General features: G+C 60.2%; 26 protein-coding genes. 6 read left to right on the plus strand and 20 right to left on the minus strand.

Features of this window, described 5'->3' with window-relative positions; genetic code table 11:
- Positions 1-108: 108 nt before the first annotated feature.
- The 5 genes from istB to E4M07_RS15185 form a co-directional block, all read right to left on the minus strand.
- Positions 109-864, minus strand: a complete 756-nt coding sequence (gene istB / locus E4M07_RS15165) for an IS21-like element helper ATPase IstB (protein WP_136659616.1) — start codon at positions 862-864, stop codon at positions 109-111.
- Between the two features lie 12 nt (positions 865-876).
- A complete protein-coding gene (locus E4M07_RS15170; protein WP_136659226.1) occupies positions 877-1,071 on the minus strand; it encodes a hypothetical protein in 195 nt (64 codons plus the stop codon).
- A 154-nt stretch (positions 1,072-1,225) separates the two neighbouring features.
- Positions 1,226-1,864, minus strand: a complete 639-nt coding sequence (locus E4M07_RS15175; RefSeq protein ID WP_136659227.1) for a plasmid pRiA4b ORF-3 family protein — start codon at positions 1,862-1,864, stop codon at positions 1,226-1,228.
- A 98-nt stretch (positions 1,865-1,962) separates the two neighbouring features.
- The gene (locus tag E4M07_RS15180; RefSeq protein WP_136659228.1) at positions 1,963-2,445 is read right to left on the minus strand and encodes a hypothetical protein; all 483 of its coding nucleotides are present in this window, start codon (positions 2,443-2,445) and stop codon (positions 1,963-1,965) included.
- Entirely contained in the window at positions 2,435-2,959 is a 525-nt protein-coding gene (locus E4M07_RS15185) for a hypothetical protein (RefSeq protein ID WP_206057273.1), read from the minus strand. Before E4M07_RS15185 ends, E4M07_RS15180 begins: the two co-directional genes overlap by 11 nt.
- Positions 2,960-3,060: 101 nt before the next feature.
- Here E4M07_RS15185 and E4M07_RS15190 point away from each other — a divergent pair, with 101 nt between their 5' ends.
- A complete protein-coding gene (locus E4M07_RS15190) occupies positions 3,061-4,650 on the plus strand; it encodes an ISL3 family transposase (RefSeq protein WP_206057274.1) in 1,590 nt (529 codons plus the stop codon).
- 582 nt (positions 4,651-5,232) lie between these two features.
- Here E4M07_RS15190 and E4M07_RS15195 read toward each other — a convergent pair.
- On the minus strand, positions 5,233-5,802 hold the full coding sequence (locus tag E4M07_RS15195; protein WP_136659229.1) for a PIN domain-containing protein: 570 nt from the start codon (positions 5,800-5,802) through the stop codon (positions 5,233-5,235).
- Positions 5,803-5,805: 3 nt separating this feature from the next.
- Entirely contained in the window at positions 5,806-6,264 is a 459-nt protein-coding gene (locus E4M07_RS15200; RefSeq protein WP_136659230.1) for a helix-turn-helix domain-containing protein, read from the minus strand.
- Between the two features lie 311 nt (positions 6,265-6,575).
- Here E4M07_RS15200 and E4M07_RS29875 point away from each other — a divergent pair, with 311 nt between their 5' ends.
- Positions 6,576-6,995, plus strand: a complete 420-nt coding sequence (locus tag E4M07_RS29875; RefSeq protein ID WP_136659231.1) for a hypothetical protein — start codon at positions 6,576-6,578, stop codon at positions 6,993-6,995.
- Positions 6,992-7,165 carry a hypothetical protein gene (locus E4M07_RS29320; RefSeq protein WP_206057275.1) on the plus strand — a complete coding sequence of 58 codons (174 nt, stop codon included), beginning with the start codon at positions 6,992-6,994 and terminating at the stop codon, positions 7,163-7,165. Before E4M07_RS29875 ends, E4M07_RS29320 begins: the two co-directional genes overlap by 4 nt.
- Here E4M07_RS29320 and E4M07_RS29325 read toward each other — a convergent pair.
- The 7 genes from E4M07_RS29325 to E4M07_RS15230 form a co-directional block, all read right to left on the minus strand.
- Entirely contained in the window at positions 7,101-7,400 is a 300-nt protein-coding gene (locus E4M07_RS29325; RefSeq protein WP_246660485.1) for an AIPR family protein, read from the minus strand. The two genes, E4M07_RS29320 and E4M07_RS29325, sit on opposite strands and share 65 nt — an antisense overlap.
- Positions 7,286-7,624: an AIPR family protein gene (locus E4M07_RS29880; protein WP_348640526.1), complete on the minus strand. Its 339-nt coding sequence runs from the start codon at positions 7,622-7,624 to the stop codon at positions 7,286-7,288. Before E4M07_RS29880 ends, E4M07_RS29325 begins: the two co-directional genes overlap by 115 nt.
- 38 nt (positions 7,625-7,662) lie before the next feature.
- Positions 7,663-8,193, minus strand: a complete 531-nt coding sequence (locus E4M07_RS29885) for an AIPR family protein (protein ID WP_206057276.1) — start codon at positions 8,191-8,193, stop codon at positions 7,663-7,665.
- 148 nt (positions 8,194-8,341) lie between these two features.
- On the minus strand, positions 8,342-9,580 hold the full coding sequence (locus tag E4M07_RS15215) for an EAL domain-containing response regulator (RefSeq protein WP_136659232.1): 1,239 nt from the start codon (positions 9,578-9,580) through the stop codon (positions 8,342-8,344).
- Between the two features lie 126 nt (positions 9,581-9,706).
- The gene (locus E4M07_RS15220; RefSeq protein WP_136659233.1) at positions 9,707-10,798 is read right to left on the minus strand and encodes a response regulator; all 1,092 of its coding nucleotides are present in this window, start codon (positions 10,796-10,798) and stop codon (positions 9,707-9,709) included.
- A 3-nt stretch (positions 10,799-10,801) separates the two neighbouring features.
- Positions 10,802-12,439 (minus strand): ATP-binding protein, encoded by a 1,638-nt coding sequence (locus tag E4M07_RS15225; protein WP_136659234.1) that lies wholly within the window; start codon positions 12,437-12,439, stop codon positions 10,802-10,804.
- A gap of 109 nt (positions 12,440-12,548) precedes the next feature.
- Positions 12,549-13,880, minus strand: a complete 1,332-nt coding sequence (locus E4M07_RS15230) for a TadE/TadG family type IV pilus assembly protein (RefSeq protein WP_136659235.1) — start codon at positions 13,878-13,880, stop codon at positions 12,549-12,551.
- 192 nt (positions 13,881-14,072) lie between these two features.
- On the opposite strand from E4M07_RS15230, the gene E4M07_RS29115 reads away from it, so the two are divergent.
- Both E4M07_RS29115 and E4M07_RS15235 read left to right on the plus strand, forming a co-directional pair.
- Positions 14,073-14,228, plus strand: coding sequence for a hypothetical protein (locus E4M07_RS29115; protein WP_169054236.1), 156 nt, complete (start codon positions 14,073-14,075; stop codon positions 14,226-14,228).
- Positions 14,229-14,445: 217 nt separating this feature from the next.
- Entirely contained in the window at positions 14,446-14,808 is a 363-nt protein-coding gene (locus E4M07_RS15235) for a hypothetical protein (protein WP_136659236.1), read from the plus strand.
- Positions 14,809-14,879: 71 nt separating this feature from the next.
- Here E4M07_RS15235 and egtB read toward each other — a convergent pair whose 3' ends face one another.
- From egtB to E4M07_RS15255, 4 genes are all read right to left on the minus strand, one after another.
- Positions 14,880-17,144 (minus strand): ergothioneine biosynthesis protein EgtB, encoded by a 2,265-nt coding sequence (gene egtB, locus E4M07_RS30000; protein WP_206057277.1) that lies wholly within the window; start codon positions 17,142-17,144, stop codon positions 14,880-14,882.
- A gap of 281 nt (positions 17,145-17,425) precedes the next feature.
- Positions 17,426-17,773: a hypothetical protein gene (locus E4M07_RS15245; protein WP_136659237.1), complete on the minus strand. Its 348-nt coding sequence runs from the start codon at positions 17,771-17,773 to the stop codon at positions 17,426-17,428.
- Entirely contained in the window at positions 17,770-18,330 is a 561-nt protein-coding gene (locus tag E4M07_RS15250) for a sigma-70 family RNA polymerase sigma factor (protein ID WP_136659238.1), read from the minus strand. The genes E4M07_RS15245 and E4M07_RS15250 overlap by 4 nt, the downstream gene beginning before the upstream one ends.
- A 9-nt stretch (positions 18,331-18,339) precedes the next feature.
- Positions 18,340-18,783, minus strand: coding sequence for a DUF6249 domain-containing protein (locus E4M07_RS15255; RefSeq protein ID WP_136659239.1), 444 nt, complete (start codon positions 18,781-18,783; stop codon positions 18,340-18,342).
- A 152-nt stretch (positions 18,784-18,935) separates the two neighbouring features.
- Here E4M07_RS15255 and E4M07_RS15260 point away from each other — a divergent pair, with 152 nt between their 5' ends.
- Positions 18,936-19,844 (plus strand): DMT family transporter, encoded by a 909-nt coding sequence (locus E4M07_RS15260; RefSeq protein WP_136659240.1) that lies wholly within the window; start codon positions 18,936-18,938, stop codon positions 19,842-19,844.
- Here the strand turns inward: E4M07_RS15260 and E4M07_RS15265 are convergent.
- Positions 19,841-21,088 (minus strand): adenylate/guanylate cyclase domain-containing protein, encoded by a 1,248-nt coding sequence (locus E4M07_RS15265; RefSeq protein ID WP_136659241.1) that lies wholly within the window; start codon positions 21,086-21,088, stop codon positions 19,841-19,843. The genes E4M07_RS15260 and E4M07_RS15265 overlap by 4 nt on opposite strands.
- Positions 21,089-21,270: 182 nt before the next feature.
- The gene (locus E4M07_RS15270) at positions 21,271-21,771 is read right to left on the minus strand and encodes a MarR family transcriptional regulator (RefSeq protein WP_136659242.1); all 501 of its coding nucleotides are present in this window, start codon (positions 21,769-21,771) and stop codon (positions 21,271-21,273) included.
- Position 21,772: the final 1 nt, after the last annotated feature.

Below are 21,772 nucleotides of genomic sequence, written 5' to 3' on the forward strand. Positions count from 1 at the left end.
AATCTCCTGTACAGGGTCGCAATGCCCTAAAAAGACATCCAGCCTGCAGCCTATCCGCCTATCCCGGCACTCTAGCCGAGTCGGGATGCATGACCGCTCACACCCCATTCATGCCATCTCCTGTTCAGTTTGATTGCCTTGCGATTTGCGCATCGAGGGCCCATCGAGTTCGAGCCGGTATGCGTTGTGAGAAATTCGGTCCATAATCGCGTCGCCGAATGTGGGCTCATCAATAACGTCATGCCAAGTGTTCACCGGCAGTTGACTCGTGATCATTGTCGAGCCGGCACCGTGGCGGTCTTCGATGATTTCCAGGAGATCGCGGCGCTGGCTGGCATTGAGACGATCGGGGCCCCAGTCATCGAGGATCAGCAGATCGGCCTTGACGAGCGTCCGGAACAAGCGCGGGAACCGACCATCGCCATGCGCCAGTTCGAGTTCGGCGAAGAGCCGCGGCACACGCTTGTAAAGGACCGTGTAGCCATGGCGGCATGCATTTTGACCGAGGGCGCAGCCAAGCCAGGTTTTGCCGACCCCGCACGGCCCGGTAATCAGCAGGCAACGGTGATGTCTGATCCAGTTGCAGGTTGCCAACTGCTGGAACAATGCCTTGTCGAGCTTACGGGACGCGCGGTAATCGACGTCTTCTATCGAGGCGCCAACATGGCGCAACCTGGCGGCCCGTAATCGCGTATTGAAGCGTTTGGTGCGGCGGTTTGCTGTTTCCCGATCGAGCAACAGTCCCAGCCATTCGGGGTGGCTGAGATCGGCAGCCCGGTCTTGTGCCTGCAACTCGACAAAGGCGTCGGCCATGCCGTCCAGTTTGAGTTCTTTCAACTGGTCGAGGGTTGGATTGTTGAGCAATTTCATTTCCTTTCAATGGAAGTAGCCTGAGCCACGGATGTTTTGATGGAGGATCGGCGGCCCGTCCGTGGCTTTTTCGGGCCGTTTGCGATCGAGATTGTTCTTGAGGATGGAATTGACGCAGGTGTAGGAGTGCGCCCCGATGTCGATGGCGCGGCCGCATGCCGCCTCGAGGCGCTGCGCTCCATGCTGCGGCGCGAGCTTCACGACGCCGATACAGGCGCGGAACCCCTGAACGGGATGGAGCGGTTAGGTTATGCGTCAAGTGTCCTGTTAGCTGGATGACGCTGATTCTGCGGTCTTTTTGGCTACGGCCTGGATTTCGGGTGTATCTTTGGCATTGAAGCGCAGCCGGTTGGTGTCAATCACGATGGCTTTCTCGACGGAAGCGATAGTCACCTTTTGATGCGCGTAACGCTTTGGCGATGGCCTTGTTGACCTGATTGAGATTGACGCGATCCGGGTTGAACCTGCGGCCCGCCCATTGGCGCACGGCCTTGTGTTCTTCGTGCTCGGGGTCGAGCCAGACCTCAAGGAATTTGGCATAGCCTGAAGGTCCACCAACGTCTTCGGGAGGTCCTGAACGTGCGGCGGCGATACAACGGGGATATTTGGCATTCTCCTCACGTGTGGCGCGCTCCAGGCGCAGCAAGTGACGCCAATTGTCACCAAAGTCGTATTCATAGAGGACCGTGAGAGGGTTTTCGCCGGGTTTGTAGGGAAAGTGAAGATCAACCATCCTGACCTCCGTTGCTTCGAAGATCCTGCTGTCGAACAAATCATCCTCATCAAACTCCGGGGCTCCGTAGATGAGACCGCCAATATTGAACTGATGCAGGTGGCTGTCGGTCCAACCGAAGGCGGCCTGCAGAACCTCGTGGAGTTGGGCGAGGTTGAGAGTGACTGGCAATTCGAGAGTGCGGCTGATCCTGGGCTCGATGTCGAGGATATGAACTTCGGCGCGCACAATGAAGCTATCTGGATCGAAAGGATCAAGCATACCTCAGATCATGCCGCACCTGAGGATCGCAGGCAATGGATGGGCGACAAATATCCTTCGGCGCGCGCAGTGACATGAACCGGCAATCGTAGATGGTGTCAGGAGTTTGGACCACGCGGGAGGGGGACTGGCTTCATGGCGCGATCGCGCTCGGCGATCAGGCGGGCATTGTGACGCTTCTGCCGCTCAACCTCTGCCTCGGCTTTGAGGGTACGCTTCAGCAAGACGGCATTTTCGGTGACGAGCCGTCGTTCCTCGATCTGCAGAACCTGGATCAGCGATCGCTGCTGGGCGAGCTTGTCTTCCCAGGCCGCCAGCTTCTCGGGAACGACCTTGCGGTCATTGGCACGGTGTAGCTCTTCGATGATCGACCGGTGATTGGTGTAGATGGCATTGCGGCCGACGCGCGCTTCGCGTGCGAGGGTCGCAACGGTCAGGCGGTACGGTCGCCTTTGCAGCTTCGGATGTGTGGGCAGTCCCTTCACAAGCCGTTCCAAGGCGTCCCGCAGCTTGCGATCCGTATTGCGCAGACGTTTTTCGGCAGATGTGAGTGCCGGCATTTTGCTGGTTTTACGCGCCATCGCGAGCATCCTTTCCGTGATCGAGATTGCCAAGGATGCGATCGCATTCGGCAATCCGTGTTTCGGCAAGTCTCCGGCTTGCCGGGTCCAGACCGGGGTGATCGAGAAGATCGGCATTGCGATCGCGCCGCGCCTGCCAGACCGGTCGATGCCTGGCCGTGACGGCAAAGTTGGCGCAGGTGAGACAGGTGCTTTCGGTTCTCAGCACGGGATTCGGTCCATTCTCGTCGCCGAAGCAAGCGGCGGTTTCGACACGGTAGACGCAATAGCCCCAGTCGCAGACACCAAGCCTGAGATCAGTCTCCTTCAACAGGAAGCTGACATAGGCCTGGACATCGCCGTCACGTGTTCGCCCCCGGAATTGCGAGCGCGCGGCAATCAACCGTCCGCCCTTGCCTGCGAGCGAGGTTGCCGTCAGCGCTTCTTCCAGGGCAGCACGCGTTTCCTCCTGGGCATGACGATCGATCAGGTCGTCGAGCGCGAAGTCGGTTCCGACGTAGCCGCGATCGGTCATGGCTCTTGGGATCTTCCGCACTTTTGGTGCAGGTTCGGGATTCCCATGGGCCGTGAAGTCGGTCATAAGGTTGGAATTGCAACCAACGTGTTGATTCGCTTATGCTCTCCGGCCTTTCCTCACTGACGCCGCCCGACCTTTCGATCATTCAGGTTCTACCGCAACCGGACCGGGTCATACTGGTCGCCAAACCAAGGCGGAGATCGTCATTGTGCCCGCACTGCGGTTACCGTAGTGGACGTGTCCACAGCCACTACATGCGCCGGCTTTCCGATCTGCCATGGCAAGGAAACCATGTTGAAATCCACTTTCACACAAGACGCTTGCGCTGCAGCAATTCGCAGTGTCCGCAACAAATATTCACGGAAAGGTTGCCCGAAACGGTTCAACCGGGAGCGCGGCGCACCACACGGCTGCGACAAAGCCTGCTGGCGATCGGCTTTGCTGTGGGCGGCGCGCCCGGCGCGCGCCTGTCACGGCGGCTTGCCATGCCGGTCAGCGGCGACACGCTGCTGCGGATAGTCCGCACCGCCGAATTCGAACCGTCGGCCCCACCGCGCGTGGTCGGCATCGACGACTGGGCCTGGCGCAAGGGACAGCGTTACGGCACAATCGTATGTGACCTGGAGCGCAACCGCGTCATTGAACTGTTGCCCGACCGCAATGCCGATACGGTCGCGTCATGGCTTGAGCATCATCCCGGTATTGAGATCATTGCGCGCGACCGCGCCGGCCTTTACGCCGACGGCGCCCGGCGCGGCGCGCCCGATGCAATCCAGGTTGCCGACCGCTGGCATCTTCTGCAGAACCTGGGCGAAGCGCTGCGCCTGGCGCTTGGTCGTCATCGCAAGGACGTGCGCGCTGCCGGCAAGGCCTGGATCGCGGAAATGGAAGGCGGGCATACTGTTACGCCCCAACGACCGGCATCGACAAAGCGTGATGAAGGGCGCACCGCAGGGCGCTCCCAGCGACACGCGCTTTACCTGGAAATGCTTCGGCTGCGGCAATCCGGTCTGTCGCCGCGCAACATCGCACCGCGCGTTGGCATGAGCGTGAGGACCGTCGAACGCTGGCTTGCCGCCGGGGGTGCGCCGGAACACCGGCGACGTGCCTCCCGGCACAATCTCGTCGATCCCTTTCGGGACTATCTGATGCAACGCTGGCAGGAAGGCGAGCGCAGCGGCATGCAACTGTGGAACGAGATCAGGAACCTCGGCTTTACGGGCAGCAGATCAACCTTCTACCGATGGATTGCGTCGCGCAATCAAAGGACGACCAACGTCGGGATGGTTGCGCAGTTACGGCCTCCGTCGCGGCGGGCCTGCGCATGGCTTTTGAGCAAGGAGCCAACTGCTCTTGATGACAGGACGCAGCGCTTCCTGAGCCATCTGTTCAAGCGGGCACCGCCACTCCTGACTGCCAACCAACTGGCGCGCCGGTTTGCCGCTCTTATCCGCGGCGATGACGATACAGACCTCAATCAGTGGATAGCCGATGCCACTAGCACTGAACTGGATGTTTTGGCCAAGGGTATCGGTCGTGACATCGCGGCAGTGCGGGCGGCCATCACCCATCCCTGGAGCACAAGCCCCGTCGAAGGCCGGATCAACCGCCTCAAGACGCTCAAACGGCAAATGTACGGACGGGCCGGATATCAACTCCTGCGAAGCAGATTGCTTGCGGCCGCCTGATTTTTGTTTTCGGCTATCCATTCCAACGGCATTCGGTCGGACAAAGTTGAAATCACCGGCTGGCGATCCCCGCAATACGCATGCGGGAAAATCGACAAACGACATCAGGCAGGCATCGTTTGCGATCTTGACGCAAAACAGGAAGCATCCCTGGTCCCCGGAAAACAGATCGCGTAAGCAAATCCAGAAACTCTATGCGCGCGCCATTTGCACCAAAAGTGCGGAAGATCCCAAGTGTTGTAGGATTTTGCAACGCTCGAATTGGCCTCGATCTGAACCTCCAGCATCTCAGCGATGTGCAGAGGATTGTAAGGTGGCCCTTCCCAACCTTTCTCGCGGGCTTTCAAAACAAGAGCGCGTGCTGCCTCTTCCATTGCGGTCAATGGGGCTGCGTTCTTCGCAAAAGCCCTTACCGAGGCATTGGTCCAATTGATTGATGGGGCGTTCGTCATCGTGTCGAAAGGTCGAGGCTAGAGTCATGACCAATGTTTCTTCTTTGCGAAGCGGCAAACGCAAATCGCAAGAAGAGCGTGTCGATCATCGGCAGATGAAAACCAGTCCTCGCAAAACCAATATATATACCTACAAGACATCCGAATAATCCTGGATTGCCGAAGCGAATTTGGTCATGCCCATTCCTTCATAAGCTTCGATATGCTCTCCCGAGCTTCGGGGTTGCCGCTTTAGCGCAGCCCTGTGGTCTCGAACCGCTCCGAGAACAGCGCCCGGGTAAAGATCGAACAAGCTGAAAGCGAAATCATCTGGATGCTGAGCTTCAATCTCGTAGGGGTCGAGCTCTTCCTGCGGGAAGTCCTTCAAATTCTGTGTGATGATGACATCGGCTCGCCCCCTGATCGCTGCTGCCAGAACATGCCGATCGTCAGCATCGGGAAGCGTCAAGCCATCGATCAGCGGCTCGAACCCGACGACCAACGCATCGGGGAAATGCCGATCCATGGTTTCCCTGGTTCGTTGGAGTTGATCGGGGCTTAGGTCAGACCGGTCCTTCAGCACATTTCTTATCCATTCATCGTGAATAATCGCGCTCCAGCGAGCGCGGTAGAGATTGCGATCGGCGAGGCGCAGAAGCACGTCGCGAAGGCCAGCTGGATAGATGACGTTGGCATCCAGTAACGCAGTGAACCGATCCATGCGCTATTGAAGGCCGAGCTCTTCATCGAGTTCGGTCAGCTCGTCGAGCGCTTTGCGACGCGCCCGTTCCGTATCGCGGCGGTAGGCAAGAACATCTTCGGCTCGTACCCGTCGGTGCGTACCAACCTTCCGGTGCGGGATCTTTTCTTCATCAAGAAGCTGTACGAGATGGGTCCGCGAAACATTGAGCAGATCGGCCGCTTGCTGCGTCGTCAATTCGGCATGTACAGGCATAAGCGTCACTGCATTGCCGCGCGCCATCTGCTCAAGGATGTCGAGGAGCAGACGCACCGCAGCGACCGGCAACTCGACGGTTGCGGCACCCTGCGGGCCAAAATGCGCACGCACGGTCTCCGCGCCGTTGATGATGGCTGCAAGTTGACGACCCGTCTCTGCCGCGAGCTCCGATTCCTTGTCAGTCGGCATAGCCAGTTCGGCTTCCTTCAAAACCGCGAGGTTCATGACTGATCTCCCTTCACTAGCCATATATAGTTCATAAACGACACAAACGCAACAAACAACATAAACGAAAGTCATGTTTGTCCTGTGCAGAGACGTTTGTATCCCTGTGGCTGTCGCTGTGATGGTTTTGGAGCGAGAGAAGCCAGCGGGCGACGGTGCGTCCAGACACAGTCCCTCCATCTTCCCGCTCCAAGAGCACGACATTGTCTGGCGTTTATTGCTCCAAGACAAATGGAGAATGCGTCGTCAGGATCGACTGATCCATATGCTTGTGAAGGAACTGGACGATCCGACGCTGAGTATGCGGCGGGATCGCGCGCGGGTACGGCGAGGACACGATTCGCGGCGGCTACGGCGAGGACACGATCAACGGCGACGACACGCTTTACGGCGGTTGGCATGACGACACGATGTACGGCGGCCACGAAACCGACAAGAGAGCAGACGGCAACGACACCATGCACGGCGGCAACGGCAACGACAAACTGAACGGCGATGCTGGTGACGACACCCTCGACGGTGGTGCCGGGGACGACGAGCTTTCCGGCGGGGCTGGCAGTGACACATTTCGCAGAGACGGCGAAAGTGCCAGTGTCGATATAACGATATACCGAAGCGGTGCGGACACGTTGATCAAGTATGCAAACGGCTCGATCACGCTGAAGTCGGTGACCCCGGACCAACTCGACAAGGACAAGCACTTCGAAGGCGTCAACACGTCAACACGATGACCGCGGTTGAAGTCCGTGACATCGACGTGAGCGCACCGACCGAGATCACGGATTTCACGACTGGCGCAAAGATCAGGCTGACCAAATCCGAGGGTGAAACCACCGTCACCGACATCGAAATCTCGCAAAGCGGCGAGAACACGAGCATATATCTGGCGAAGTTCTTCTGAGCTCCAAGGTTGACCCACTTTGGATGGTCGTCCCATACATTTTCGAACTTCGCCAGATCGGTCTTGGTAAACATCTGAGGCTTGGGATATTCGGCCTTGAAGCGGCGCTGCTCACCCGAGTCAGCTTTGATTGCGCATCCGCATATTGCCCTCTTGCACGTTCATAAAACCATTTTGTTTCGCGAAGCGCACCCTGTTGAACTGGCGCCCAAATCCGACGAGAGAATTCCTCAATTCGGATATAGAAAGGATGGTTGGAGAAGAAGTCGCGTCGTTCACCCTGTTCTGGGTGTTGGCGTATTCGGATATCTTTGGGACGACCGCTTCACTCGCTTCACTAGGAATGACGGACAATTTCATCTGTACGAACACGTTCTCGAGGGACGCCTTGTCCCTCCGGCGCGTATGAAACAGTGAAGCAGTAGTCTGCCCTCCGTTAACGATCTGAAGGTCTTTGATGCGCGCAACCTGAAGCCCTTCTTCACCTTTTCCGGTCTCTACCTCCTACGCTGTCGCTGTGATGCCATTGTTATAGGCAAAAACATTCCGGGTTCATTGAGGATGGTGGCTCGAATACCCTTATTCACCTTGCCGCGTGCCTGGAGGAATGAGCGAACATTCTGTTCCAACAATCTTGATCCAAACCTGCCGTAAAGATCGGCAAGAATTTCTCCAGGCATCACAATCAGATAAGACTGGTAGGATTCCGATCCCAGATGCGCCGGAAGGCAAGAGATTCCACGACCGTACATCTCCTGAAAATCAATATCGAGCGCCTCTTTATGGCCGCGTGAACTTCGTTGACGCTGAAGTCGGGAAACATCCCAGACGTGGTAAGTTGAGCGCGTATCCGCAACTTCGCTGTCTTCAAGAGCTTGGAGCCGTTCACTGAGAACTCGCTCTGAGAGAAGATGAAAATTTACCTGCCTTACAAACCCTTTCCGACCGGCAATCTGCCGGGCCAAGCCACATTCTGGTGATGTTTCCTCCAATTCGATAAAGGTCTTTATCCCTTCCAGCGCTCTCAAATGTCATAGGATTTTGCAAGTGCTTCCGCATCCGAGATCAGTACTTTCATATCCGTCGAAGGCGAAACGCACAAAGTTCTAAAAGCTTCCAGAAACCCCAGCCAATCCCCAACCTTGCGAACCGTTTCGGAACTTGCGGACACCGCCGTCAGGACGCGATCTGGCCGGCATCCTCCAGATCACTGACCGGCGGGAGGCTGACAAGGCCGTCATTCCTCAGGCAAAACGGCACGAATTCTTCAACCGGCATCGGTTTTGCGATCAAGAAGCCCTGCACTTCGTCAACGCCGCGCTTGCGGACAAATTCCCATTCCTCGGCGGTTTCGATGCCCTCCGCCAGGAGCCGCATGTTCATCTGCCGGCCGAGGGTCACGGCCGCCCGCACCGTTTCCTGTGAAAACGGATCGTCCGTCATGCCGCGCACAAAACTCTGATCGATCTTGAGTTCCGAAAAGGGATATTCCTTGAGTGACTTGATGTTGGCGAAACCGGTGCCGAAATCGTCAATGGCAATGTCTATGCCCATCAGCCGCAGCCGCGACAGAACTTCCAGCGAGTCGGTGTTGAACTCGAGCACCGCGTTCTCGGTGATCTCGATTGCGATGTCAGACGCTTCAATGCCCTCGTCACGAAGCAGCTGACCGATCCTGTCGGGCAATTCAAGGACGCCAATCTCCCCGGCCGTCACGTTAACGGCCGTCTTGACCTCCAACCCCTGCCGCTTCCAGGAAGCAATGTCGCGGAAGACAGCCTTCATCAGGGCGAAGGTCAGTTCGCTCGACATGTTCAGTTGCTCGACCGCCGGCAGGAATTGGGCGGGCGTCAACACACCACGCTCCGGATCCAGCCAGCGCACCAGCGCCTCGGCACCGGTAATGCGCTTCTGTTTAACGTCGACCTTCGGCTGGTAGAACGGCCTGATCGCGCCATTCTCCAGTGCCGCGGTGATCTGCTCGGCGGTGAAGTCCACATTCGTTGCCGCCTCGAGATTGCCGCGCGGCATGTCCGGTGCGAGGAACAAGGCGTCGAGACCGGCCTTGCGCAACGGTTTGCGGCAGGTGCCGATAATATTGAGGCCATGCATGTCGCCGAGCTTGCGTGCGCTGTTGACCATCGCCTGGTTGAGGCTTGAGATCAGCGCCAGCTTGCCGTCATAACCGGCATGCTTGAGCTCTCGCAACAATTCGATGCCGTCCATGTCGGGCATCATCAGGTCGGAAACGATCAGATCGATCGCCTGCCCGGGTTGCCTTAACATGTCCAGCGCATCGATCGCGCTGCCGGCTTCCAGCACGGCACCGGCGCACAAGCCTTGAAAGTACCCGCTCAGTATCAACAACTGCGTGGGGTCGTCATCGACTAGCAGAACCGTTTGGCCGTTAAACATTGCGAACGCACCCGTCACGGTGAAATCCAGGAAACGAATATACCTGGGGTTGCTTTCGTCTATCGAAACCGTGGCGGATCAATTTTACCGTCAATATTGACTCAATATTAGGAAATGAAGGGCGCATCAGGCGACCTCCTCTGCGGATCCGGCGCCGAGATCCTGCAGCATCGCATCGACCGCGTCGCGGGTCCGGTCGTATTCGGCCTTTGCCCGTTCCATCAGGGCTGCAACCCTCTTTTCATCGCCGGCATTGGCAGCCGTCTCCAGACGGGCGCAGATATCAGCAAAGCCGGTGGCCGTGGCGTTGGCGGTAATCGATTTCAGTGCGTGTGCCGCTGCCGAAACATTGCTCCAGTTTTCAGCATCCGCCGCCTCGAGCAGGGTGTCGAAGGCCGTCGGCGCCGTATCGGCATAGAGACGAAGGATTCGCGCAAAACTCTGGTCGAACATATCGCCGAGTATGTCACGCAGATTGTCTTGCGCATCCCGGTCAAGAACGCCGGTTGCAGCGTCTTCATCCGCCTCGGCGTTTTCACGTGTCGGTGCCGGCTCGTCCAGGCCGAGCCATTCGGTCAGACAGGCACCCAGGGCGCTCATGGTGAAAGGCTTGACGACGATGCCGTCCATGCCGGCCTCTTTCCACCGTTCCGACACGTGGTCTGCGGTGTGGGCGGTCAGAGCAATGACAGGTGTCCGGTCCCCCCTGTTTTCCAGCTCATCCCGGCGAATGATCCGTGTCGCCTCGAAACCGTCCATCTCCGGCATGCTACAGTCCATGAAAATCAGGTCGAACCGCCGGTCTTTGGCCACAGCGATCGCTTCCAGGCCGTTTTCCGCGACCGTCGGCTCGACGTCGAAGCGCCGCAGGGCCTGCACGACGACCTCACGGTTCACGGGGCTGTCATCAACCACCAGGATGGCCTGGCCGGCGTAGGACCGGTCAATGCTCGGCGCGGCCTGTTCCATCTCGAGCAGCGCCGCCCCCCGCGCGCGGCCGCCGAGCACCCTTTCGACGGCCTCGATAGCGGAGAAGGTGCTGACGGGCATCGGCAGCATATCGTGCACACGTCCGTCGCGGATGAGCGTGTCGGCCGAGAAATCACCGAGTTGCGTCACCACGAGGCGCTGCGTGCCCCGCGGCGCCGGCCCGAGGCCTTCGATGCATTCCGGTGTGGCAATCGTCAGCTCGCATTCGGTTTCGATATCCGGCGACAAATCCTAGGGGCGGGTCAGCGTTACTTTGGCGCCCATCTGCTCAAGTGCATCGCGCAACACCTCGAAGGTCGCTGAAACAGGCAGGGCAAGCAAAACAGGCCGACCACGGGCCTGACTCTCATGTCGCGCCCCCGCCTCGACCGCTTCAACCGGCAGTGTGAAGGAAAAGGTCGTGCCGACACCCGGATCGCTTTCGACCCGGATGGCCCCGCCCATGCGTTCCACCAGGTTCTTGCAGATCGGCAGACCGAGGCCGGTGCCGCCATATTTCCGGGTGGTCGACTGGTCGGCCTGGGTGAAGCTCTCGAATACGGTATTCAGCTTGTCCCGGTGAATACCGATGCCGGTATCCTGAACGGCTATCTCGATCGCTTCGTCCGCTGCGGCGTCCACCGGCCGGGAAATGCGGATTGTTACCTGTCCCTTGCTGGTGAACTTCAGCCCGTTGCTCACCAGGTTGGCAAGTATCTGATTGAGCCGCACCGGATCGCCGATGATTGTCCGCGGAACACCCGGTTCAACAAAGCAGCCGAGATCGAGCCCCTTTTCCCTGGCCTGTTGCCAGAACAGGCTGAGCACGTCTTCACACAGCGAGCGCAGGTCGACGGGGATGCGTTCGAGTTCCAGGCTCCCGGATTCGATCTTCGAGAAATCCAGCACGTCGTTGATGATCGCCAGCAGGCCGCGCCCCGATTTCATCACAACATCCGCGTAGCGCTGGTATTTCGGCGCCAGGCCGGCCGAGGCCAGCAGTTCCGCCATCACCAGCATGCCGTTCATCGGTGTGCGGATTTCGTGACTCATCGTGGCCAGAAACTCCGACTTGGCGGCATTGGCCAGTTCCGCCTCGTTCTTGGCGACCAGCAGTTGCCGCGTGCGGGTTTCGACTTTCTGCTCCAGCGTGTCCTGGTAGTCCAGCAACTGCCGGTTCCGCAGGGCGAGGTCTTCCAGCATCGTGTTGAACGAGCGCGCCAGCACGCCGACCTCGCCACGTCCACCCGCATCGGCGCGGGCTGTGAAATCCTCTTCGGATCCGAATCTCTGCATCACGGACGAGAGCGCGGTGATGGGCCGGATCAGAATCGACACAGAACGTTGGCTCACAACGATGGTAATGACCGCCGCAACCAGCGCGACGGCAAGCGCAATGCCCAAATTGGTGAAGAGCCCCTGGCGGATTTCCGAGATATCCGAGAGCAGCCGCAATTCACCTATGACCTGTCCGGCCTTTCGGATATCGGATTGAACCCACAGGAAATTGTGGGTCAGCAGGTCAAGGGGCGAATCCGCCGCCAGATCGACATTGTCCCGGTCCAGCAGTGCATCGTAGCCGACTTCCGTAAAGGGTCTGCCGCGGTCGTCGAAAACGGCGGCGAAGTGAATCCGGTCGAATTTGCCGATGCTCGTGAGAATGCGGCGCACGGCATAGGCGTCGCCGGTCGCCAGTGCATCGGCGATGGACGTGGAAAACACCTTCGCCGTGGCTTCCAGGGACACGGTGTGCTGCTGGATCTCCCGTTTGAAGGACAGATAGGACAGGACCGACGACGTCAGCATCAAGGAGACAAAGATAAGCAGGCCGACCGATACGGACAGACGGTAGGCCAGGCTTTCGCTGCGCTTGAACTCGTTATGCGGCATCCGGGTCGCGCCTTTCGCTATCAGGGCGGGGCGGCGCCGCAGCAAAGCGGCGCATCCGGGCCGGAACGGTGCGCAGGACAAAGGATCACGATCGGTTCCCTTGCGCGGTTCATTTTACGAGTGTCGGCTTGTTGCCGCCGCCCAATCCGTCCGGCACGGGGACGCTTGTCAGGTGATAGTCCGTGTTGAGCACCAGTTTCGCGCTGGCATACAGCTCGACGCGACGGGCGACGATCGCCGTATAGGCGGACTGGTCGGCAACATTGTTGTCCGCGTCGACGATGAACCGGCCATGCGGCAGGTAGATCGTACCCACCAGAATGCGTGCGTAGTTGCTGAGAATCTCGAAGCGCCGCAGCACCGTCGACCCTGGCTCCTCATAGAAGAGCAGTCCGGCCATTTCCCCGTCTTTGGGCGCGGTCAGGTTTACGGTGGCGTTGCTGGCGAACCGGAACGTCGACTGGTTGCCGGTCAGATAGAAACCGACATTGGTGCCCTCGATCTGCGAATTCGAATCCACATTGAATATCCCGTCCTTGATGACGTAGACCCCGGGCGCAAAATGAACGACGGCATTTCCGTCGATCCGCAATCCTCCGCAATAGACACCCGGATAGAGCGTTACCGTCTTGTCAATCACCTCAAGATTCGTGGAATCGCAGGTGCCGACCATCGGTGGTGACCTTCCCGCCAGCGGATCCAGTATCTGTGGGCAATCTGTGATCGGCGCTTTCGAGTAGTTGGATTGAGAGCCGGCCTTGCCGCCAGACGAGCAGATGTATTCGGCCTTCAGATAGGCGTTGCTCAAGGAGCTAAGGCCCTGCTTGGCTTTGGAATTCGAAAAGACAGCACAATTCGAAGCGTTCAGGGAGGAATTCGAATCTAGCGAGACGGTTTGACCGGCCACCTTGTCGAGCCCGATGACGCAGACATTTGTCTCTCCAACGAGCCTCGCAGTCGCGGAAACATTCATCGGCGTGACGCGGGAATCCAGATATTTCAGCAAGATCGGTGCCCAATGGTAGGAAATCGTCACCTCGACCTGGCGCTTGTCCTTATCGACCTTTGTTTCCACCGTCAGTTCGGTCGCGTCTCCGGATATCTCGTCACCAGGATCGAAGTTCGACCGGACATAGGTTTTCGCGATGTTCGCAATGGTTTCAGACTTGGCGTTGATGAGGCCGAGTTCCCGCGCACTGGCCAAGGCAGCCAGGTCGGCCGCCGATTGCAGCATGGATCTCTGCTGGGACATGAGGGCAAAGTCCACCGCGATACCACAACCCCCAAGGATCGGTATCGACAATATTCCGACCATTACAGCAAAATTGCCGCGCCGGTCGGCAACAATAGCCTCAAGCCAACCAAACACCATATAAACCCCCGGGAAATCATAGCGAGTAGAGGAAAACGAAATCTTAACTCGCCGCTGGATTTCAACCACAGGTTTGAACCGAGTGCCTTGGCTAAAGTAGCATTTCGGCGATTTGCGTCGGCTTACGCGCCGGCAGGCGTACCCACCTAAAGTCGCAGGCGCGGCACCTTGTAATGCCGTAATTCCATCATCACCTTCGCCTCAAACAGACGGCGGCCCCAAGGCCATGCCGTCCGATTTTCCGTTCAAGGGAGAAACATCATGAGGAACTTCTATTCCGGTTTCGCCAGGGGCGTCCTGAGGGCAGCTTCGGTGCTTTCGATCACAGGCGACACGCGCCCGCGCCCGGTTCCCCAGCCGCACTACCCTGCCGGCATGGAACGCCGACCGGTCTCGCATCCGTCGTCCCGCCGCTAGACAGGCCGACAATCACGCAAAAGGCTCCCTGTGGGGAGCCTTTTTGTTTGTATTGACTTAATCGATCTATGAATTATTAGCGATCTTGGTGAGAATTCACACAGACAATACTGACAAGGAGAGAGAATTTCCATTCGAACAACGTGGCCTGCACTTTCGAAGAACGCAGCCTGCACTGATGCGGAACGCACGAATACTGCAAAACGGAGAGAGGAACTTGGCGCCCGCGAACCACTACCAACTGGAGGGCACGCACTCCAACATCGTTTACGGTCCCGATATTGCGGGCCGGCCGCACATCGTGCTCAACGACCGGGTCTATGACGAGGTGTCGGTGGATTCAACGCCCGCCGGCGAGCTGGCATCGGCGGTGATCGAGCTGGTGCCCGACATCTACACCAAGAGGATGACGATCCTCATCCCGCCCGTGCATATCGACAACGGCGCCCAGCCCGTCGAGACCGTCGCGGTCTTTTCGACCCACCGGACCTCCGCGCAGGGAACCGGTCCTCTGGTCGGGCAGTTGATCGGCTACACGGTCGAGGCGCTCAAGGGAACGGCCAATCACATCCACTCCTGATCCGGGCCGGATCGCGCGACCGCCGGCAACCCGTTCGGATCGCCGGCGGCCGGACAGAGGACAGCTGCCTATCAAGTCAGAACGGCGACCGCGAAGTGATCCTTCTCGTCGGTCCAAACGTCCGAAACGCTCCAGCCGGCCTCGACCGCCAGCGCCTCGAAACTCTCCCGCGTGTATTTATGCGAGTTCTCCGTGTGGATCGTCTCGCCCTCGCCGAAGCCGACGCGCTCACCGGCCACGGTGACCTCCTGGTCGCGGCGGCTGACGAGATGCATCTCGATGCGGCTTTCCGTCTCGTTCCAGCAGGCCTGGTGATAGAAGGCACCGGGATCGAAATCGGCGCCGAGCTCGCGGTTGATCCTGGTCAGGAGATTGAGGTTGAAGCGCGCGGTGACACCGCCCTTGTCGTCATAGGCGCGCAGCAGCGTCTTGCGGTCCTTGACGAGGTCGAAGCCGACAACAAAGGCGGACAGGTTGTCCAGGCCGCGCAGCCGCCGCATCAGTTCGAGGCTTTCGGCGACCTCGAAATTGCCGATCGTGGAGCCCGGGAAGAACAGCAGTTTCGGCATGGCGGTGTAGTCCGCCGGCAAGGCGAAGTCGCGCGTGAAGTCGGCCACCACCGGATGGATATCGAGTGCCGCATAGTCGGCCTCGAGCTTCGTTGCGGCGGCGCCCAGATGCGCGGCCGAGATGTCGACCGGCAAGTAGGCGGCAAGGTCCGGCAGCGCGTCCAGCAGCAGGCGGGTCTTGACGCTCGAGCCGCTGCCGAGTTCGACAAGGGCGGCGCCGTGCTGCGCAAACTCCCGCAGGCGGTGGGCGGCACCGGCAAGGATGCCGGTCTCGATCCGCGTCGGGTAATATTCCTCCAACGCGGTAATGCGGTCGAACAGCGCCGAGCCCGCCGCATCGTACAGCCACTTGGCCTCGATGGTCTTCTGCCCGCCCTTCAACCCGGCAAGGATAGAGGCGGCGAACCCGCCTTGCGGGTCGCGCGTTTTGGCCTTGCTTCCGGCGGGCGTTCCGCGCGGTCCGGCTGTCTGCTTTGAACCGGCGTCGTCGGCAAGGCGCAGCCCCAGCATCTGCCAGCGCTGATGCGGGTAGAAGAACGTGCGGTAGCTGGCGCGAATCTGTTCCAGCGGCGTCGCGCAGGAGCCGCCGCGCAGAACGAACTGGTTGACCATGAACTTGCCGTTATATTCGCCGATGGCGCCCTGCGGCGGGCGGAAGCCGGGATAGGGTGTGAAAGGGCTCTGCGTCCATTCCCACACGTCGCCCCAGAACTGTTCGCCGCTGTCGTGGTCGTCGGTGCGCCTTGAGCGGATATCGGAGGGCATCGGCCGGTAGTTGGCGGATTCCAGGAAATTGCCGCGGATCGGGCGATCGCGGGCGACCACCTCCCACTCGGCCTCGGTCGGCAGCCGTTTTCCGGCCCAGCGCGCGAAGGCATCGGCCTCGTAGTAGCTGACATGGACCACGGGCGCCTCGAGGTTGACGGGCTGCGCACCGCGCAGCGTGAAGCTCCACCATTCGCCGTCCTGGCGCCACCAGTAGAGTGGCGCATCCCAGTCTTCCTTCAGCTTGCGGGCCCATCCGTCGGAGAGCCACAGCGTCGCCGTCTCGTAGCCGCCGTCCTCGATGAAGCCGATCCAGTCGCGGTTGGTCACCGGCCGCGAGGCGAGGCGGAAGGGTTCGAGATAGGTCCTGTGGCGCGGCCCCTCGCAATCATAGGCGAAACCGTCGCCGTCATGGCCGGTCTCTACGAGACCGCCCTCGTGGCCGATCCACTCGAGCGGCCGCTCCTGCGCCAGGCGGATCGGCTCGGGCGCCCGGTAGGCCGGCAACAGCGGATTGTGCGACAGCGCATGCAGGAGGTCGGTGACCAGCAGCTCCTGGTGCTGCATCTCGTGATGGCAACCGAGCTCGGCGAGATCGTGGATCTCGGCCGCGTCGGCGCGCTCCTCGGCCAGCAGCCGCCGCATCGCCTCGTCCACATGGGCGCGATAGGCGAGCACCTCGTCGACCGCCGGCCGCGAGATGAGACCGCGCTTGGAGCGCGTGTGGCGCGGCCCGGCCTGAACGTAATAGGAATTGAACAGGAAGGCGAAGCGGCTGTCGGGTGTCTCGTAGCCGGTCACGCGCGGCTTGAGGATGAATTCCTCGAAGAACCAGCTGGTGTGGGCGAGATGCCACTTGGTCGGGCTGGCATCCTCCATCGACTGCAGCGTCATGTCCTCCGGGGTGAGACCCTTGATCAGCGCGTGGCTGCGCGCGCGCACGGAATTGTAAAGGCGGATGCTCGTTTCGGTTGAGGGGGCGAGTTTTGTTGCAGGTGTCACTTTGTCAGTCCTCGGTTGTGGATGAATTTACATTGCCTGCCGTCGGAATGCGTTTTCGCCTCCTTTGTTCCAATGATATCAATCGTTAAGCACATTTCAGCGACCACGCTCCGCCCAAGCCCCGCGGTCCGTGCGCCAGAATGTGCTGCCGAAAGGCGACGCTGCCGTGTCGGCGCCGCTCAACTTTAATAAATTCATCGTCAAATCTAGGTTGCATACGCGCGGCGTAAAGACCGCGGCCCCACCTCTCCTGACAACGACTTGTCAGGAGACCGGCCGGCTCACAAAAACATCCGCCGGTGGAGGGCGCGCAATGCGATGAAGACGAGCAGGAGTGGAGCGGCCACATTGTTGACAGGGAGCAGAACCAGCGCCGGCAGCGGATGATCGAATGCAACAAGCGGCGACATCAGGCCGTGCATGGCGGCGATAATCATGTCCTGCAGCGGGGCGGCCAGCAGGAAGGCGCACAGAACGATCGCCGCAGCAGCGGCGATGCGCATCAAGACCGTCAGACGCGCCTGCCTTTCGACGCCTGCCATCACACCCGGGACAAATTCATTGTCCGGCAGTTCCTCGCCGGCGCGGGCGAACAATGCGGTCAGTTGCCGGTCGTGTTCATCTGTCATGACGTCTCCTCCGGTGATTGCCGGTAAGCCGACAAGATTGTTTTCAGGCGCTCGGCGCCGCGGCGGATGTGCGACTTGACGGTTCCGGCCGGCAGACCGGTCAGCTCCGAAATCTCGCCGTGCGTCATGCCCTCGTGATAGGAGAGCACGACGCAAAGCCGCGCCGGACCCGGCAGTTGCGACAGCGCCCGGTCAAGGTCCGTGGCGAGACCCGTTGTGCCTTCGTGAACCGCATCGTCCTGTCCGATTTCTCCGGCTTCGCTGAGGGCATCCTTTGCGCGCAAGTGCTGAAGCCAAGCCGTCACCGCCAGGCGCTTCAGCCAGGCGCCGAAACTGCCGGGCTTGCGAAGCGTGCCGATGTTGCGCCAGGCCTGCAGGAACGCCTGTTGCGCCAGGTCGTCCGCGAGGACCGGGTCGCCGCACAGGCGCCGCAGCAGGTTGCGCAGCCAGGACTGGCGCCGGCGCACCAGTTCCTCGAATGCGTCGCGATCTCCCGCACCCGCCAGACCGGCGAGCAGCGCCTCGGCGACCTGCCCGTATTCGGCCCTTGCCCCCATTTGGCGGGCCTATCTGCCGAGCCGGCCGGCCGGACCGGACGTGCCTCCGGCAGACGAGCGCCCGGCCGCCCTCGACGCGACAATGAGGCCGATGGCGACAAAGCCGACCAGAACCGCAGCACCCAATACCGGATAGAGGGCCGGCGGGTACTGCAGACTGAGGAACCAGGCGAGCAGCGCGATGCCCGGCGCGACAAACAGGGTCACAACGCCATAGATCATCAATTCCCGCTGCAGGCGCTCGCCGCCGCCGGTCGTGGCCGAAAACAGCTTGTCCAGGAGTTCCGGGTCGATTGTCTGGCCGCTCTCGATCAGCCGGCGAAGGGTTTCATGCTGCGCCCGCCGCTTGGCGATGTCGTACCAGATGCCCGCAACCACAACCGCGGCGACAAACATCCAGAAGCCGAAGGCCGCGAGGCCCGCACCCAGTCCGTCAAGGCCCATCCCTTGCATCTCGATCTCCTTTGAATTTTTTTGTGTCTGCCAATAAAGATGCGCTGCCCTGCCGTTTGGATGCAGCGGCCGGAAAAAAACATGAAACGTGCCGACCCCTCGCCCCTCGCCCTGCAATTGCATTTAAGCACACATACATCTAACGTCGCGCCATGATCTCCGACCGGCCGCTTCTCGGCATTCTCCTGATGATCGGATTCTGTATTCTCGCACCGCTCGGCGATTCCATCGCCAAGCTGCTCAGCGATACGGTTCCGCTCGGCGTGTTGCTGATCGTCCGGTTTGCCCTGCAGGCACTGCTTCTCGTGCCGATTGTCTATTTGACCGGCAAAAGCCTGCGGATGACGGCGCGCGTGTTCCGGCTGACGGTGCTCAGGACCGTGCTGCACATCATCGGCATCGGAGCCATGTTCGTGTCGCTGCGTTACCTGCCGATCGCCGACGCGATCGCAATCGCCTTCGTGATGCCGTTCATCATGCTGCTTCTCGGCAAATATGTCCTTTCGGAGGAGATCGGACCGCACCGTCTGATCGCCTGCGCGGTGGGCTTTTGCGGCACGCTGCTCGTCATCCAGCCGAATTTCGCGGAGGTCGGCGCGCCGGCGCTGCTGCCGCTTCTGGTCGCCTTCATATTCTCCTTCTTCATGCTGGTGACGCGCCAGATCGCCAAGGAGGTCGACCCGATCAGCCTCCAGGGTGTCAGCGGAATTGTCGGAACCGCCGGCCTCGGCGCGCTGCTGTTGGTGTTCCAGAACACGGAAATCGAGCCGCTTATTCTCGTGACGCCGAGCGGCTCGGAGTGGGTTCTGCTGGCACTGCTCGGCATATTGGGCACAATGGCGCATCTGCTCATGACCTGGTCGCTGCGCTTCGCGCCGTCGGCGACGCTGGCACCGATGCAGTATCTCGAGATTCCGATCGCCACGCTGATCGGCTGGCTGATCTTCCGCGACCTGCCAAACACGCTCGCCTCGCTCGGCATCGCAATCACCATCGGCGCCGGCCTTTACGTCATTCACCGCGAGCGCGTGACCGCAATGCGCATGGCCGCGGAGGTCTAGCGGCGCCGTCCGATCAGCCGCCAGGCGGGCAGTCTTCCCTTGCCCTTCACGTCAATGTCGCCCAGCGCCTCGAATTCGTAGCTGTCCTTCAGCGCCTCGTATGTGCTTTCGCCAACCTGGATCGTGTCGCTTGCGCCGTGACTTTCCATGCGGCTCGCCGTGTTAACGGCATCGCCCCACAAATCGTAGAGGAAGCGGCGGCGCCCGATGATACCGGCCACCACCGGACCGGTGTTGATGCCGATGCGCAACCGGATCGCCGCGCCCTCGTCCGTGCGGATACGGCGCACCGTGTCCTGCATGGCGAGCGCCAGTTCGGCGATGTTTTGCGCGTGGTGCGGGTTGGGCTCGGGCAGTCCGCACACCGCCATATAGGCGTCGCCGATCGTCTTGATCTTCTCGACCTCGTGGGCCTCGGCGAGGCTGTCGAATGCGCCGAATATCCGGTCGAGCAAGGCCACGACCCTGGCTGGCGACATCCTCGCGGCGATCTCGGTAAAACCGACGATGTCGGCAAACAATATCGTCGCCTGTTCGTGGGCATCCGCAATCGCAGCGCCGCCGAGGAAATCCTGCTCGCCGCGGTCAGCGAGGCGCGCCGCGATGCTGGGCGGCAGGACATTGAACAAAAGGTATTCGATGCGCTCATTGGCCCGATTGAGCGCGTTGTGGGCAGAATACATACCCATATAGAGAAGGCCCAGACCGAAGATGAAGGTCAGCGCCTCGTCGCGGCCGATGGTTTCCTTCGCCGGGCTGTGAAACACCCATCCGTCCGGATTGACGCCCGTTACATGCAGCGCCGAGCGAATGTGCGGCAGGTAGGGCTCGATGACCGCGGAAAAAACCACCGCCGCAAGGCAGATGACGAACAACGGAATGGAACGGCGCGGCCCCAGTATCGTGATCGACCAGATCGGGAAAATGGCGAATGTGAAAAGCGCGCCGTGCTTGTTGCCAACAATCCACAATTCGACCGTGAATGCGGGGATCAGGATGCCGGCGAAGACGAGCATGGACGTGTCGAGACGCCGTGTGACCTTCAGCACGACCAGTCCGGCAACACATCCGACGAAGATCCAGCCGTCGATTGTCAGATCAAGCCCCGATCGATCCCGGAAGAGCACATATTCCAAGTCCATCAGGATGATAAGGATCATGACAACGGCAAAAACCGATTTCATGCGACGCTGACGGTCGTCGTCCTCCGGCAAATGACCAAGGCTTATGTAGCGCGTAAGCACGTGCCCGCCTCCTTGCCGCTGATGTCGATCGTTGCGTCGACGCCGATTGACATCGGCAGCGTTAAGCAGTTGTTGCGGATACGCTTCTCACCATAGCACAACGGAGAATTCGCCGCCCGGCGCGCCTGTCTGACGGGGGATCCGCCCGCAAAAGACCGTTCGGCTTTAAGCTGCTGTCCGGGCTAAAGCTCGTGCTTGCGGATGTTGCGAAGGATCTTGTTCAGCGTTGCCAGGAACCGGTCGTGCTCGTCGGCGTCGATGCCCGTAAACATCGCACCATAGGCATCCGCGACGATCGGCCAGATCCCGAGGAATGTCTCGCGGCCGGCCTCGGTGATGAAAATGTGCCGCACGCGGCTGTCGCGTTCGCCCGCCTCGCGGCGGATCAGATTGTCGGCCTCCAGCGCGTCGAGGGTGCGGCTGAGGGTCGACTGCTCAATGACCGCGTAGACCGCAAGTTCGTTGGTCATCAGGCCGTCGATTACCGAAAGCACGGCCAGCGCGCGCATTTTGGCCACCGAAAGCCCCGCCTTGCCGAGCTGTTCGTGAAGGCTCTGATTGTAGCGACCCATGATCCGGTTCATCAGATAGGGCGCGAAGTTCTGAAGGCCGATCTCGCCAAGCGTGCGCGGCCGTGGGACGCTGTCTTGCGGCACCTCCGGCCCGTTTGCGTCGTCAACCATC

Source organism: Nitratireductor sp. XY-223, from assembly GCF_004959855.1.
In the GTDB taxonomy this organism is placed as follows: Bacteria; Pseudomonadota; Alphaproteobacteria; order Rhizobiales; family Rhizobiaceae; genus Hoeflea_A.

Coding starts and splice junctions, on each gene's coding strand:
- E4M07_RS15245 (WP_136659237.1), bottom strand. CDS start 17,773: ATGACAGATGAACACGACCGGCAACTGACCGCATTGTTCGCCCGCGCC.
- E4M07_RS15175 (WP_136659227.1), bottom strand. CDS start 1,864: ATGCTTGATCCTTTCGATCCAGATAGCTTCATTGTGCGCGCCGAAGTT.
- E4M07_RS29115 (WP_169054236.1), top strand. CDS start 14,073: ATGAGGAACTTCTATTCCGGTTTCGCCAGGGGCGTCCTGAGGGCAGCT.
- E4M07_RS15200 (WP_136659230.1), bottom strand. CDS start 6,264: ATGAACCTCGCGGTTTTGAAGGAAGCCGAACTGGCTATGCCGACTGAC.
- E4M07_RS15225 (WP_136659234.1), bottom strand. CDS start 12,439: ATGCCGCATAACGAGTTCAAGCGCAGCGAAAGCCTGGCCTACCGTCTG.
- E4M07_RS15255 (WP_136659239.1), bottom strand. CDS start 18,783: ATGCAAGGGATGGGCCTTGACGGACTGGGTGCGGGCCTCGCGGCCTTC.
- E4M07_RS15195 (WP_136659229.1), bottom strand. CDS start 5,802: ATGGATCGGTTCACTGCGTTACTGGATGCCAACGTCATCTATCCAGCT.
- E4M07_RS15180 (WP_136659228.1), bottom strand. CDS start 2,445: ATGGCGCGTAAAACCAGCAAAATGCCGGCACTCACATCTGCCGAAAAA.
- E4M07_RS15260 (WP_136659240.1), top strand. CDS start 18,936: ATGATCTCCGACCGGCCGCTTCTCGGCATTCTCCTGATGATCGGATTC.
- E4M07_RS15250 (WP_136659238.1), bottom strand. CDS start 18,330: ATGGGGGCAAGGGCCGAATACGGGCAGGTCGCCGAGGCGCTGCTCGCC.
- E4M07_RS15185 (WP_206057273.1), bottom strand. CDS start 2,959: ATGACCGATCGCGGCTACGTCGGAACCGACTTCGCGCTCGACGACCTG.
- E4M07_RS15215 (WP_136659232.1), bottom strand. CDS start 9,580: ATGTTTAACGGCCAAACGGTTCTGCTAGTCGATGACGACCCCACGCAG.
- E4M07_RS15190 (WP_206057274.1), top strand. CDS start 3,061: ATGCTCTCCGGCCTTTCCTCACTGACGCCGCCCGACCTTTCGATCATT.
- E4M07_RS29320 (WP_206057275.1), top strand. CDS start 6,992: ATGACCGCGGTTGAAGTCCGTGACATCGACGTGAGCGCACCGACCGAG.
- E4M07_RS15270 (WP_136659242.1), bottom strand. CDS start 21,771: ATGGTTGACGACGCAAACGGGCCGGAGGTGCCGCAAGACAGCGTCCCA.